11 protein-coding genes are annotated in these 13368 nt (G+C 73.4%); 6 read left to right on the forward strand and 5 right to left on the reverse strand.

Annotated elements, in window-relative coordinates:
• The 6 genes from ABT288_RS46430 to ABT288_RS46455 all read left to right on the forward strand — a co-directional run.
• Positions 1 to 422: phosphatase PAP2 family protein (locus ABT288_RS46430; protein ID WP_351622091.1), on the forward strand; the 422-nt coding region annotated here is incomplete at its 5' end.
• A gap of 192 nt (positions 423 to 614) precedes the next feature.
• The gene (locus tag ABT288_RS46435) at positions 615 to 2225 is read left to right on the forward strand and encodes an ABC transporter substrate-binding protein (RefSeq protein WP_351622121.1); all 1611 of its coding nucleotides are present in this window, start codon (positions 615 to 617) and stop codon (positions 2223 to 2225) included.
• A gap of 4 nt (positions 2226 to 2229) precedes the next feature.
• Positions 2230 to 3186, forward strand: a complete 957-nt coding sequence (locus ABT288_RS46440) for an ABC transporter permease (protein ID WP_351622094.1) — start codon at positions 2230 to 2232, stop codon at positions 3184 to 3186.
• Complete coding sequence (locus ABT288_RS46445; RefSeq protein ID WP_351622097.1) at positions 3186 to 5144, forward strand: dipeptide/oligopeptide/nickel ABC transporter permease/ATP-binding protein; 1959 nt, start codon at positions 3186 to 3188, stop codon at positions 5142 to 5144. The genes ABT288_RS46440 and ABT288_RS46445 overlap by 1 nt, the downstream gene beginning before the upstream one ends.
• Positions 5141 to 6145 (forward strand): oligopeptide/dipeptide ABC transporter ATP-binding protein, encoded by a 1005-nt coding sequence (locus ABT288_RS46450; protein ID WP_351622100.1) that lies wholly within the window; start codon positions 5141 to 5143, stop codon positions 6143 to 6145. The genes ABT288_RS46445 and ABT288_RS46450 overlap by 4 nt, the downstream gene beginning before the upstream one ends.
• Before the next feature lies 1 nt (position 6146).
• Complete coding sequence (locus ABT288_RS46455) at positions 6147 to 7073, forward strand: dihydrodipicolinate synthase family protein (protein WP_351622103.1); 927 nt, start codon at positions 6147 to 6149, stop codon at positions 7071 to 7073.
• 11 nt (positions 7074 to 7084) lie between these two features.
• Here the strand turns inward: ABT288_RS46455 and ABT288_RS46460 are convergent, their stop codons facing one another.
• From ABT288_RS46460 to ABT288_RS46480, 5 genes are all read right to left on the reverse strand, one after another.
• Entirely contained in the window at positions 7085 to 8368 is a 1284-nt protein-coding gene (locus ABT288_RS46460; RefSeq protein WP_351622106.1) for a sialidase family protein, read from the reverse strand.
• Positions 8365 to 9030, reverse strand: coding sequence for a response regulator (locus ABT288_RS46465; protein ID WP_351622109.1), 666 nt, complete (start codon positions 9028 to 9030; stop codon positions 8365 to 8367). Before ABT288_RS46465 ends, ABT288_RS46460 begins: the two co-directional genes overlap by 4 nt.
• On the reverse strand, positions 9027 to 10241 hold the full coding sequence (locus ABT288_RS46470) for a sensor histidine kinase (protein ID WP_351622112.1): 1215 nt from the start codon (positions 10239 to 10241) through the stop codon (positions 9027 to 9029). The genes ABT288_RS46465 and ABT288_RS46470 overlap by 4 nt, the downstream gene beginning before the upstream one ends.
• Before the next feature lie 15 nt (positions 10242 to 10256).
• Entirely contained in the window at positions 10257 to 12326 is a 2070-nt protein-coding gene (locus ABT288_RS46475) for an MMPL family transporter (RefSeq protein WP_351622115.1), read from the reverse strand.
• Positions 12327 to 12470: 144 nt separating this feature from the next.
• The gene (locus ABT288_RS46480) at positions 12471 to 13166 is read right to left on the reverse strand and encodes a TerB family tellurite resistance protein (protein WP_351622118.1); all 696 of its coding nucleotides are present in this window, start codon (positions 13164 to 13166) and stop codon (positions 12471 to 12473) included.
• Between the last annotated feature and the right edge of the window lie 202 nt (positions 13167 to 13368).

The raw sequence follows: 13368 nt of genomic DNA on the forward strand, positions 1-13368 counted from the left end.
CCCGGCGGGCCGGGGGGGTGCCCCGCCGCGGGCGCCCGCCGGCGGGGCCCGGGGGCGCCGCCGCCGTCGTCTCGGTCGTGGCCTCCCAGGTGCTCAAGCACCTCATCGCACGGCCACGCCCGGACGCAGGCCTCGCACTCGTCCATGCGGGCGGATACTCCATGCCGTCGACGGACGCCGCCCTGGTCGCCGGGCTCACCGCCGCCGCCGTCCTCGCGGTGCGGTGGCCGGGCCGGGCGTGGCGGCTCACCGTGTCGGCCGGTGCGGTCGCGGCGAACCTGGTGACCGGGTGGGCCCTCGTGTATCTCGGGGTGCACTGGACGACCGACGTCCTGGCCGGCTGGCTCCTGGGCGGCACGATCGGCGCCGCCGTCGGCACCCTCGTACGCCGGCGCGCCACCGACGGGGAACCGGCCCCCTGAGGATCTCCCTGCCGGGCCGCTCCGGTTCGGCCGCACTGGTGCGGCCCCTGACGGCTACGCCATTCGTGCATGCGCCCTTGACCACCCCTGGGCGCGCTCCTATGGTCGCGCTGACCCACCGGACGTAGGACGTCGTACCTCCCTGCCCTCTCCCCGCCAGGAGGACCCGTGCGTGACGACGTGACCCACGACATGCCGGCACCACACCGCCGGTCCTTCCTCGGCGGCGTCGGCGCGCTCGCCCTGGCCGCCGGGCTGCCGCCCGCGCTGACCGCCTGCTCAGCCGGACCGGAGTCCACGAACGACACCGGGAGCGGCGGCAGCGGCAAGGACCGGACGCTGACCGCCGTGATCGGCTACGGCAACGACGGCAGCTGGGATCCGACGCAGACGGCGTCGGCGTTCTGCATGGCCGCCAACCACCATGTTTACGAAGGACTGCTGGACACCGATCCGATCACCCGGGTGCCGTACCCGGCGCTCGCCACCGAGGTGCCCAAGGACGCGGGCGCCACCACCTGGCGGTTCACCCTGCGCTCGGGCGCGACCTTCCACGACGGCAAGCCCGTCACCGCCGACGACGTCGTGTTCGTCTTCGACCGGATCCTCGACCCGAAGACCCAGACCCTCGCCAAGGGGTTCTTCGCGAGCTGGCTGAGCGGCGTCCGCAGGGTCGACTCCCGCACCGTCGAGCTCGTGCTCAGGTTCCCCTTCCCCGACGGGCTTTCCCGGCTCACCCTCGCCAAGATCATGCCGCAGCACGTCTTCTCCAGGCCGGGCGGCTGGGACGACGCCATCAAGGGGCTGGCCGTCGGCTCGGGGCCGTACCGGCAGACCGCGCACCATCCGAAGTCCAACACCACCTTCGAGGCGTACGCCGGCTACAACGGGCCCCGCCCGCCCGCCTTCAAGCGGATGAACTGGCTGACCATCGTGGACGCCGCTTCCCGCGTCGCGAAGATCTCCGGGTCCGACGCCGGGGCGCAGATCGCCGACAACATCCCCTACGCCAACATCGCGCGGCTGGAGCAGGGCGGGCTCAAGGTCGCCGGTGGCGCCGGGATGAACAACCTGTTCCTGATGTTCAACACCCGGCACAAGCCGTTCGACGACGTGCGGGTGCGGCAGGCGCTGCACTACGCCATCGACACCGAGAAGATGGTGCAGGTCGCCCTGAAGGGGCACGGCAGGCCGGCCTCCTCGTTCCTCAACGAGGGCAACCCGGCCTACCGGCGCGCCAGGACCGTCTACGACTACGACCCCGAGAAGGCGAAGGCCCTGCTGAAAGCCGCCGGGGTCGACGGCCTCAAGGTCAACATCCTTGCCGTGAACGTCAGTTGGATCGTGGACTGTCTGCCGACCATCAAGTCCTCCTGGGACGCGATCGGCGTGGAGACGACGCTGGCGCCGCAGGAGACCACGGCCGTGTTCACCAAGATGGACCAGAAGCAGGACTACCAGGTCGTCGCCGCGGCCTCCAATCCGAACCAGTTCGGGCTCGACGCCGACCTGATCATGCATTACAACTACGGGCCGCAGAACCTGTGGATGGGGTACACCCGGTGGGCCGGCGACCCCGTCGCCAGGCAGCTCTTCACGGACATGGACCGGGCGACCCGGGAGCCGGACCCGGAGAGGAAGAAGGCGATGATCCAGGACTACATCGATGTCGTCGCCGAGCAGGCCGTGCTGTACCCGGTCGTGCACAACGAGCTGATGACCGCCTGGGATCCCCGGAAGCTCACGGGTATAAGGGCGCAGCCCTACCCCGGCATCAATCTCCTCCAGGCCAAGTGGGTCTGACGGCATGACGGCCGTCGTACGGATCCTGCTCCGCCGTATCGCGCTGCTCGTGCCGCTGATGCTCGGGATCGTGCTGTTCGTGTTCCTGGTGATGCGGTTCTCGGACGTCGATCCCGCGTCCGCGTTCTTCCAGGGCGCCAACCCGACCCCGCAGCAGCTGCACGACTTCCGCGAACGCAACGGCCTGCTCGATCCGCTGCCCGTCCGGTACGTCCACTTCGTCGGCGACCTGCTCCACGGCGACCTCGGCACCAGTGCCCTGACCCGGGCGCCGGTGGCCGACCAGGTCACCACCGCGCTGCCGCTCACCCTCCAGCTGACCTTCCTCGGCCTCGCCCTCGCGGTGGTGCTGGCGCTGGCGGGCGGCGTCACGGCGGCCGTGTACCGGGACCGGATCCCGGACCAGGTCATCCGGGTGGTCTCGCTGCTCGGAGTGGCCGCCCCCGGCTTCTGGCTGGCACTGCTGATGATCCAGTACCTGGCGGTGGACCGCGGCTGGTTCCCGACCGGCGGCTACATCAACCCGGCCGACTCGGTCACCGGCTGGCTGAGGACCATGGCGCTGCCCGCCTTCGCCCTCTCCCTGCCGGTGGCCGCCCAGCTGACGAGGATCGTGCGGACGTCGGTGGTGGAGGAGCTGGACAAGGACTATGTGCGGACCGCGATCGGGAGCGGGCTGCCGCCGTGGGTCGTCGTCGGGCGGAACGTCCTGCGCAACGCCCTGGTCAATCCGCTGACGGTGCTCGGGCTGCGGGTCGGTTACCTCCTCGGCGGTGCCGTCGTCATCGAGACGATCTTCTCGCTGCCCGGCATGGGCAAGCTGATGATCGACGCCGTGCAGAACGGCGACCCGGCGGTGGTGCAGGGAGTGGTGCTGACGACCGCCACCGGGTTCGTCGTCGTCAATCTCGTCATCGACATCCTGTATCTGCTGGTCAACCCACGTCTGAGGACGGGCTGATGGTCACGCGCGCCAGTCTTGCCGAGCGGCTCTCCCGGCCCGGCGGCGTGCGGCTGCGGGGCCGGCGCCGGCTGCCGCTGCTGTCGAAGGCCGCCGTCTGCTTCCTGGTCCTCGTCCTCCTCGTCGCCGTACTCGCCCCGCTGCTTGCCCCCGACGATCCGCTGGACCAGCAGGACCCGGTCGGCGGCAGCGGGCATCCGTCCGCCGCGCACTGGCTCGGGCAGGACAGCCTCGGCCGGGACATCCTGAGCCGGCTGATGTACGGCGCCCGGTGGTCGCTGGCGATCGGGCTGGGGGCGACGGCGCTCGCGCTGGCCGTGGGTGCCGTCATCGGGGCGGTGGCCGCCACCTCCCGCAAGGCGGTCGACGAGACGCTGATGCGCTGCCTGGACGTGGTGATGGCGTTCCCGGGGATCGCGCTCGCGGCCGTGCTGGTCGCGGTCTTCGGAGGCGGGATCGGCGTGCTGATCTGCGCCATCGCCTTCCTGTTCATCCCGCCGGTGGCGCGGGTGGTGCGGGCCAACGTCCTCGACCAGTACGGCGAGGACTACGTCACCGCGGAACGGGTGATCGGCGCCCGTACGCCCCACATCGTGGCCCGGCACGTGGCCGTCAACTGCGCCGCCCCGGTGCTGGTGTTCTGCACGGTCCAGGTCGCCGAGGCGATCGTGTTCGAGGCGTCGCTGTCCTTCATCGGCGCCGGGGTGCGGCCCCCGGACCCGTCCTGGGGCAGTGTCATCGCCGACGGCAAGAACATGGTGCTGACCGGCGGCTGGTGGGCGACCGTCTTCCCCGGGCTGCTGATCCTGCTGACCGTGCTGTCGCTGAACATCCTCTCCGAGGGCGTGTCCGACGCGTGGGCGGCACCGGACGCGCGGGAGGTGGCCTCACCCGAGGACCGGTGGGAGACGGTGGAACCCGGTGACGTACTGCCGCTCCCCGGGCTGACCGAGGCCGCCCGGCGGCTGCGGTCCCGGGCCCGGTCGCTGCCCGACCGGAGCGGGCAGCCGGTGCTCGCCGTGGAGAACCTCACCATCGGCTTCCCGGACCGGCACCGGGGCGTGGACATCGTCGCCGGGGTCGGCTTCGAGGTGTACCCCGGCGAAGTGCTCGGCCTGGTGGGCGAGTCGGGCTGCGGGAAGTCGCTGACCGCGCTGACCGTCATGGGGCTGCAGCCGAGGGGCGCGCGCATCGGCGGCCAGGTGCGGTTCCGGCAGCGGGACCTGCTCGCCGAGCCGATGCGGGCCAGGCGGCGGCTGCTCGGGCACGAGATGGCGATGGTCCACCAGGACGCCCTGTCCTCGCTGAACCCGGCGATGACCATCCGCGCCCAGCTGAAACAGCTCGTCCGGCGGGGTGGCCGGCGCAGTCCGCGCGAGCTCATGGAGCTGGTCGGCCTGGACCCCGAGCGCACCCTGCGCAGCTGTCCGCACGAGCTGTCCGGCGGGCAGCGCCAGCGCGTGCTCATCGCCATGGCACTCTCCCGCGAGCCACGGCTGATCGTCGCCGACGAGCCGACGACCGCCCTGGACGTCACCGTGCAGGCCCAGGTGATGGAGCTGCTGCTGCGGCTGCGCGAGGAGCTCGGGTTCGCGCTGATCCTGGTCTCGCACGACCTGGCGCTGGTCGCCGACGTCACCGACCGGGTGGTGGTGATGTACGGCGGGCAGATCGTGGAGAGCGGGGTGACCGCCGACCTGGTGGCGGCGCCGGCCCACCACTACACGCGCGGGCTGCTCGGCAGCGTGCTCTCGCTGGAGTCGGCCGAGGAACGCATCACGCAGATCAAGGGGGTCGTACCGGCCCCGGCCGACTTCCCGGCGGGCTGCCGCTTCGCCGACCGCTGCCCGCTGGCGAGCGAGGTGTGCCACGCGCAGACGCCCGTCCTGGCCGGTACGGCCACCCACACGGCCGCCTGCCATCATCCGGCCGTGCCGGTGGAGGAGGCTCCGCAGTGAACGCCGTCATCGACGTCCGGGACGCCCACGTCGTGCACAGGGCCCGCAGCGGCGGGCTGCTGCGCCGCGACCGGGTGTACGCCCTGACCGGAGCCGACCTCACCGTGGCCGCCGGGGAGACGGTGGGCGTGGTGGGCGAGTCGGGGTGCGGGAAGTCGACGCTGGCGCGGGTGCTGGTGGGCATCCAGCGGCCGACGTCCGGAACGGTGGCGTTCCGGGGCCGGGACCTGTGGAGGATGCCGCCCGCCGAGCGCCGGGCCACCGTCGGCGCGGGCGTCGGGATGGTCTTCCAGGACCCGTCGACCGCGCTCAACCGGAGGCTCACCGTACGGCGGATCCTGCGCGACCCGCTGGATGTGCACCAGCGGGGCACGCGGGCCGAACGGGAGGACCGGGTGAGGGAGTTGATGGGCCTGGTCGGGCTGCCCCGGGCGCTGGCCGACGCGCTGCCCGGACAGCTCTCCGGCGGGCAGCGGCAGCGCGTCGCCATCGCCCGCGCCCTCGCCCTGGACCCGGCGCTGGTGGTCGCCGACGAGCCGACCAGCGCCCTGGACGTGTCGGTCCGCGCGCAGATCCTGAACCTCCTGCTGGACCTGAAGGAGCGCCTCGGTCTGGCCCTGGTGTTCGTCTCGCACGACATCCAGACGGTACGGCGGATGAGCGACCGGGTGATCACCATGTACCTGGGCCGGATCGTGGAGGAGACCCCGGCCGGCCGGGTCACCGACGCCGCCCGGCACCCGTACACCCGTGCCCTGTTCTCGGCCACGCCCGGCCTGCTGGATCCCCTCGACCCGATCCCGCTGACCGGTCCGGTGCCCTCGGCGACCCGGCCGCCCGGCGGCTGCCCGTTCCGCACCCGCTGCTGGAAGGCGGACGGGTTGTGTGCCGAGGTGATGCCGGACTTCTCGGCCGCGTCGCGGCCCGGACACCGCTACCGGTGCCACCATCCTGTCGAGGAGGAGGAATCGACCCGCGACCTAGCACGCCAGGAGCCCTGACATGCCCTTCCCCACCCCGCTCACCGGTGTCGTCCCGCCCGTCTGCACGCCCCTGACACCGGAGCGCGAGGTGGACGTCCGCTCGCTGCTCAGGCTGGTCGACCACCTGGTGGAGGGCGGGGTGCACGGGCTGTTCCTGCTCGGGTCCACGTCCGAGGCCGCGTTCCTCACCGACCGGCAGCGCAGGCAGGTCGTGGAGGCGGTCGTGGCGCACGTGGGCGGCCAGTTGCCGGTCCTGGCCGGCGCCATCGACATGACCACGCCGCGCGTCCTGGACCACGTCGCGGCGGTGACGGCGGCCGGAGCGGAGGCGGTGGTCGTCACCGCCCCCTTCTACGCCCGCACCCACCGCTCCGAGATCGTCCACCACTACCGCCGGATCGCCGCCGCGTCCGCGGTGCCGGTCATCGCCTACGACATCCCCGTCGCCGTGCACACCAAGCTCCCCGCCGAGGTGGTGCTGGGTCTGGCCGCCGACCGGGTACTGGCCGGGATCAAGGACTCCAGCGGGGACCTGGCCGCCTTCCGCGAGATCGTCACCGGCTCCCGCGCGCACCCCGGGTTCAGCGTGCTGACCGGCTCCGAGCTCATCGTGGACTCCGCGCTGGCGCTGGGTGCCGACGGGGCGGTGCCGGGGCTGGCCAACGTCGACCCGCACGGGTACGTCCGGCTGTACCGGATGTGCCGCGCCGGCGACTGGGAGGGGGCGCGGGCGGAGCAGGAACGGCTGTGCGCGCTGTTCGGGATGGTCACGGTCGGGGATCCGGCGCGGATGGGCGGCAGCTCGTCGGCGCTGGGCGCGTTCAAGGCCGCGCTGCACCTGCGGGGCGTCATCGACTGCCCGGTGACGGCGGAGCCGCAGGTGCCGTTGTCCGGGGAGGAGGCCGAGAGGGTCGGCAAGTTCCTGGCGGCGGCGGGGTTGCTGTAGTCCCTTCCGGCTCAGGTCAGGGTCAGTCTGCGGAACTCCAGGGTGTCGTAGCTGTGGGTGGTGCCCGTCTCGTACAGCACGCCGATCGTGTCCTGGCCGAGCTGGACCAGGTCGGAGTAGGCGGCCGGGCGGTCCGAGAGGGTGAGCAGCCTGGTGAAGGTGTGGCCGCAGTCCGTGCTGGACCAGATCGCCAGGGCGCGGCGGGCGGTCGGCACGGAGGGACCGGAGAACAGCAACGGGGCTTTGCGGCCGGTGAGTTGGAGGAGGCTGCCCTGGACGACCGGGACGTCGTTCAGGGTGGGCTGGACGGCGTAGGGGCGGTCGAGGGTGGTGCCGCCGTCGCCGGAGTAGGTGTCGAGGCGGTTGCCGGGGGCGGTGCCGTACTGGTCGCGGGCGTTGAAGTAGAGCCTGCCGTCCGGGAGTTGGGCGGCGGTCGTCTCGTTGACGTTGGTCACGCCGTCGCGGGTGTCGGTCACGAAGCCGAGGTGCCAGGTGCGGCCGCCGTCGTCGCTGTAGAGCGCGTGCCCGCCGTCGTACCGGGCCCCGCGGCCGGAGGAACCGGCGGGCGGGGCGACGGAGTGGTTGGCGGGGACGAGCAGGCGGCCGGCGTGCGGGCCCCGGGTGAGGGCGACGGCGTGGCCGGGCCCGGTGGCGTACCAGCGCCAGCCGGGCCGCTTCACCTGGGCCGTGATGTCCGCCGGGGGTGTGAAGTGCCGGCCGTCGTCCCAGCTGCGCTGCACGAACACCCGGCGGTCCGCCGCACCCTGCTGGATCTGTCCCTCCGTCGCCCTCCCGCTGTTGGCGCAGGTCACCAGGACGACGGCACCGGTGCGCGGGTCCACCACCGGCGCCGGGTTGCCCCGGGTGTCGCCGTCTCCGGCGGCCACGACGGTCAGCGGGCCCCAGGTGCAGCCGCCGTCGGTGGAGCGGCGCAGGACGACATCGATGTCACCGCTGTCGCCGACGCCGTCCCGCCGCCCCTCGGCGAAGGCCAGCAGGGTGCCGGTGGGGGTCTTCCCGCGCGAGTCGCTTCGGGCGTGGGGGAGGGTCCGCACGATCGCGGGGATCCGGTAGGCGGCGTAGCCGCCCTGACCGGAGACGTACGGCACCGAGGAGACGCAGCGGGGGTTGGCTTGTCCGTGGCGGGCGTGTGCGGACGTGGCGCGGGCGGGTGTCTCTCGTGCCGTCCCACCGGTCATGGGCGTCGCCCGGGCGGAGGCCGCCGTGGAGAGGCAGGCGGTGAGCGAGGTGAGGAGCGCGAGGGCGGTGAGCAGGGTGCGGCTCTTCGGTGTCACCCGCCCATGCTCCCAGGAATCACCAGCCCCGACTCGTAGCCGACGATCACCAGCTGGGCGCGGTCCCGGGCGCCGAGCTTGCCCATGATCCGGCTGACGTGGGTCTTGGCGGTGAGCGGGCTCAGCCCCAATACCTCGGCGATCTCGGCGTTGTTGAGGCCGCGCGCGACCAGGGTCAGCACCTCGCGCTCCCGGTCCGACAGGCACTCGGGGCCGCCCGTGGCGGGGGCGGACGGGCTGCGCAGGAACCGCTCGATCAGGCGTGCCGTGGGCCCCGGTGAGAGCAGTGCCTCGCCCGCCGCGACCGTGCGGATCGCGTCGAGGAGGTCGGCCGGACGGGTGTCCTTCACCAGGAATCCGGAGGCACCGGCGCGCAGCGCCTCCACCACGTGCTCGTCGGTGTCGTAGGTGGTGAGCACCAGGACCCTGACCCCGGCGAGGTCCTCGTCGGCGGCGATCAGCCGGGTCGCCTCGATGCCGTCGAGGCCGGGCATGCGGATGTCCATCAGCACCACGTCGGCGCGCTCGGCGCGGGCGAGGTCGACGGCCGCGCGGCCGGTGCCGGCCTGCCCGACGACCTCCATGTCCGGCGCCGACTCCACGAGCATCGCGAACGCGGCCCGCACCAGGGTCTGGTCGTCGGCGAGCAGTACCCGGATCATCTCCGGTCCCCCGGTTTCTCCCCCAGCGGCAGTACGGCGCTCACCTCGTAGCCCCGGCCGTCGGCGCGCGGTCCGGCGTCGACCGTGCCGCCGACGCTGCGGGCCCGCTCCCGCATCCCGACGAGCCCGAAGCCGGGCGGACCATCACCGGCGCCGCCCGCACCGTCGTCGGTGACCCGGACGCGCAGGGCGCCCCGCTCCTCGTACACGCCCACGCGCACGGTCAGGTCGGCCCGGCCGCCGTGCCGTACCGCGTTGGTGAGCGCCTCCTGCACGATCCGGTAGGCGGCGGCGCCGACGGCCGGCGGCACCCCGTCGGCCCGCACGGTCAGCTCCACCCGGGCGGCCGCCGACTTCGCGAGTTCGGCGAGGCCCTCGAGGCCGGGCAGCGGGCCGCGGGCGTCCGGGGTGCCGGGGTCGCGCAGCACCTCCAGGGTCGTACGGAGTTCGCCGCGGGCCGTGCGGCAGGTCTCGGCGATGTCGTCGAGGGCCTTCGCGACGGCCGTACGGTCCAGGCGTTCGGGGTCGGCCTCCAGGACGTGCGCGGCGACCGAGGTCTGCACGCCGATGAGGGTGATGGTGTGGGCGAGCAGGTCGTGCAGGTCGCGGGCGACGCGCAGGCGTTCCTCGGCGACCCGGCGCCGGGCCTCCTCCTCGCGGGTGCGCTCGGCGCGTTCGGCGCGTTCCACGGCGGCGGCGGCGTTCTCCCGGTGGACGCGGAGGTACCCGCCGAGGACCAGCATGGAGACGATCCAGCCGGTGATCTGGAAGCTCACCTGGACCCCGGCCATGCCGTGGCGGATCTTCAGCAGCAGCATCAGCATGACGACGGCGGCGCCGACGAAGGCCGTGCGCCGGGGGCCGTGGGTCACCGCCACCGTGTAGAGGACGACCATCGAGGCGGCGGTGGGCGCCGAGTGGTTGTAGTCCAGCTGGTGGTAGGTCGCGATCAGCGTGATCATGACGGCCAGCACGGTGAGCGGGGCCCTCCGGCGCCAGGCCAGCGGCACGTGCAGGCCGAGCAGCAGGGCCCAGCCGAGCGCGTCCGGGTGCCGGCCGCTGCCGACGGTGACGGCGATGGCGGAGGCGAGCGCGGCGAGCGCGGCGGCCAGGAGCGCGTCCTGCCGCAGGGGATCCAGGGACGCGAGGGTCCGGCCGGGCCGGGACGCGGCGATGGTGGCCTGCACGGGGTTCGTGACGGTTGCCTGCACGGGATTCATCTTCCGCTACGCGTTCACCGGCTCCGGTGTCCGGTCGGCGTCCGGTGCCGGACGGGACAGCCGGCCCGGCCACCACACCCTGTGCCCGAGCGCGACGCTCGCGCTGGTCACCAGGTAGGTGCGGACGAGGAAGGTGTCCAGCAGGACGCCGACGGCGATGACGAAGCCCAGCTCGACCAGCGGCACCAGGCCCATGTTGGTCAGCACCGCGAAGGTGGCCGCGAGCACCAGTCCGGCGGAGGCGATGACCCCGCCGGTGGTGCGCAGGGCGGTGAGGGCGGCTGCCGCCGGTTCGGCGCCCTTGACCGACTCCTCCCGCATCCGGTGCATCAGGAAGATGCCGTAGTCGACGCCGAGGGCGACCAGGAAGACGAAGGACAGCAGGCCGAGGCCGGGGTCGGTGCCGGGGAAGCCGAACAGGGGCCCGAAGGCGAGCCCGCCGAGGCCGAGGGCGGCGCCCCACACGGCGACGACGGCCGCGACGAGGAGCAGCGGGGCGACCAGGGAGCGCAGCAGGACGACCAGGATCAGCAGCACGGACAGCAGCACGATCGGGACGACCACGAGACGGTCGCGGGCGCCTGTGTCCTTCAGGTCGAGCTGCTGGGCGCTGGGCCCGCCGACGTGGGAGCCGGGCAGCCGGTGCCGGAGCGCCTCGATGGTGGCGGTCTCGGCGGCGGACTGGGGCGGGGCGGACGCGGTCACCGTGATCTCGGTCCAGCCGCCGCCGGTACGGCCCTCGCGGGCGTCCGCCACTCCCCTGGTGCCCTTGACGACGGCGAGGCTCGCGTCGGCCCGCCATGCCGGGGTCATGATGTCGATGGGCTGCGCGGACCGCTCCGGGTAGGCCTTGGCGACGGTTTCCATGGCGGTCACGGACTCGGGCCGGTGCACGAAGGTGTCCAGCTGCTTGATCGCGCCGGGCAGGTTCAGGGTGCCCAGCGCGAGCGCGCCGAGCAGGACGGCGCCGGAGGCGAGGACGGTCAGCGGGCGGCGTCCGGCCGAGGAGCCCATCGCCGCGAACAGGGACCGGCGGGCCTTGGGCTCGCTGCCGTACGCCGGGAGAAGCGGCCAGAAGACGCGGCGGCCGAGCAGGACGAGGACGGCGGGGAGCAGGGTGAGCATCGCGGCGAGCGCGCACAGCACGCCGACCGTGCCGAGCGGCCCCATGCCCCGGCTGGAGTTGAGGTCGGCGGCGAGCAGGCAGAGCAGTCCGGCGGCGACCGTGCCGGAGGAGGCGAGGACGGCGGGCCCGCAGCCGCGCAGGGCGGCGCGCATCGCGTCGTACGGGCGCTCGTGCCGGCGGAGTTCCTCGCGGTAACGGGAGACGAGGAGCAGGGCGTAGTCGGTGCCGGCGCCGAAGACGAGGATGGTCATGATGCCGGCGCTCTGACCGGAGACGGTGGTGCCGAAGGCCTGGTTGAGGCCGTAGGCGGCGGCGCGGGCGAGGAAGTCGGAGAGACCGGCGACGAGGAGCGGGACCAGCCACAGCAGGGGGCTGCGGTAGATGAGGACGAGCAGGAGCGCGACGACGGCGACCGTGGTGTAGAGCAGGGGTCCGCCGAGCGAGGCGTACACCCCGGAGGCGTCGGTGGCGAGCGCGGCCGCACCGCCCACCTGCACGCTCAACCCACCCTGGTCATGCGCGACTTGGCGGACGTCGTCGACGAAGGTGTTCCGCTTCTTCTCGTCCGTGCCGGGCTCGTTGCTGGTGACCGGGTAGATGAGGGTGGTGCCGTCGGCGGACGGGATGCCGTGCGGGGTGCTTCCGGACAGAGGGTGCCGGTGGGCGATCTCGGCGACCTGGGTCCGTGCCGTGGTCCGGTCGGCGGCGGTGAGACCGGTGGACCGGTGGTAGACGAGGACCAGCTCGGTGCTCTGGCCGCCGGGCAGCCGGTCCTGCAGCTTGGCGGCCTGGGTGGAGTCGGCGGACGCCGGCAGGTAGTCGGTGGCCCGGTCGTGCTGGACGTCGGCCAGCTGGGCGGCGAACGGCCCGGCGACGGCCAGCAGCACCGCCCACAGCCCGACCACCAGCCAGGGCAGCCCCCGGCCTTTTCGTGTCTTCGCGGCCCCCATGGAAATCGGGCCTCCCCTCCGCAGCGGATGTCTGGATACGGCTTCCAGACTTCCGGCGAAAGGGACGCCGTTCGTCGGGCCTGAAGGCGAGTTCGGCGCTACTGCCGGGGGTGACCGGGGCGCGCCGTTACTCCCGGGGGAGTATCAGGACGGCGTCCGCGCCGCTGCCAGCAGGCGGGTCACGTCGGGGGCGCAGATGGTGAGGGCCGCGCCCACCGTGGTGAGGGCGTCGCGTTCGGCGGGAGTGTAGGGGCCGTCGGCGAGGGCGATGCGGGCGGCCTGGAGGAGGAGGGACTCGCGGCCGGCCGGGGCGAGGTGCGGGGCGAGCGGGTCCAGGGCCTCGTGCAGCTCTATGGTCAGGCTGGTGCCGCACTCCGCGCCGAGGACCCGGCCGGTGTCGGCGGCGAGGGCCTCGACCAGGGCGGCCAGCTGTTCCTCGGTGCAGCCGTCGAAGCCGGCGGCGCGCACCGCTGCCGCGGCCGTCTCCAGGGCCGTACGGGAGGAGGTGCCGCCCGCGGCGAGCACGGCGAGGGCGACGGTGTGCACGGCGTCGCGGAGCATCGCGGAGAAGCGGCGGGTGGTGGGGTGGTCGAGGACGTCGGTGCCGTAGTGGTGGCGGCAGGCGGCGCACTCCACGACCGGGCCCGCGGTGCCGCGCGGCAGCAGGGGGACGCCGAGCAGGGTGAGCCTGCGGCGGCCGGTGAGCCGTTGGTAGTTGCGGTCGCCTCCGCAGCCGGGGCAGTAGAACTCGCCGTCCCCCACGGGTGTCCACGCGGTGCGGATGCGCAGGATGTGCACAGCCCTGGTGGCACGGCCGTCTCGTCCCCGTACTGGCAGCACGTCGCACCTCCGTAACGACGCGGCAACATCGCCGCGCTGGCGTGATGTTAGCCACATCACCAAGGCTGAGTCAGTACCCCGTAAGAGACCTTTCTGTGACCTGACCGGCCCCGTGGCCGAGAACAGCCGGGGGCCCCGGCCGCCGCCCACCGGGGCGGGGGGGCCCCCGACCCCGCGGACGGCGGGGCGGGGCCGGGGCCGG

This window comes from Streptomyces sp. NPDC001093 (assembly GCF_040298985.1).
GTDB lineage: Bacteria > Actinomycetota > Actinomycetes > Streptomycetales > Streptomycetaceae > Streptomyces.

Excerpts from the sequence above, each read along its gene's own strand:
- ABT288_RS46435 (WP_351622121.1), top strand. The coding sequence starts at position 615 with ATGCCGGCACCACACCGCCGGTCCTTCCTCGGCGGCGTCGGCGCGCTC.
- ABT288_RS46440 (WP_351622094.1), top strand. The coding sequence starts at position 2,230 with ATGACGGCCGTCGTACGGATCCTGCTCCGCCGTATCGCGCTGCTCGTG.
- ABT288_RS46445 (WP_351622097.1), top strand. The coding sequence starts at position 3,186 with ATGGTCACGCGCGCCAGTCTTGCCGAGCGGCTCTCCCGGCCCGGCGGC.
- ABT288_RS46455 (WP_351622103.1), top strand. The coding sequence starts at position 6,147 with ATGCCCTTCCCCACCCCGCTCACCGGTGTCGTCCCGCCCGTCTGCACG.
- ABT288_RS46465 (WP_351622109.1), bottom strand. The coding sequence starts at position 9,030 with ATGATCCGGGTACTGCTCGCCGACGACCAGACCCTGGTGCGGGCCGCG.
- ABT288_RS46475 (WP_351622115.1), bottom strand. The coding sequence starts at position 12,326 with ATGGGGGCCGCGAAGACACGAAAAGGCCGGGGGCTGCCCTGGCTGGTG.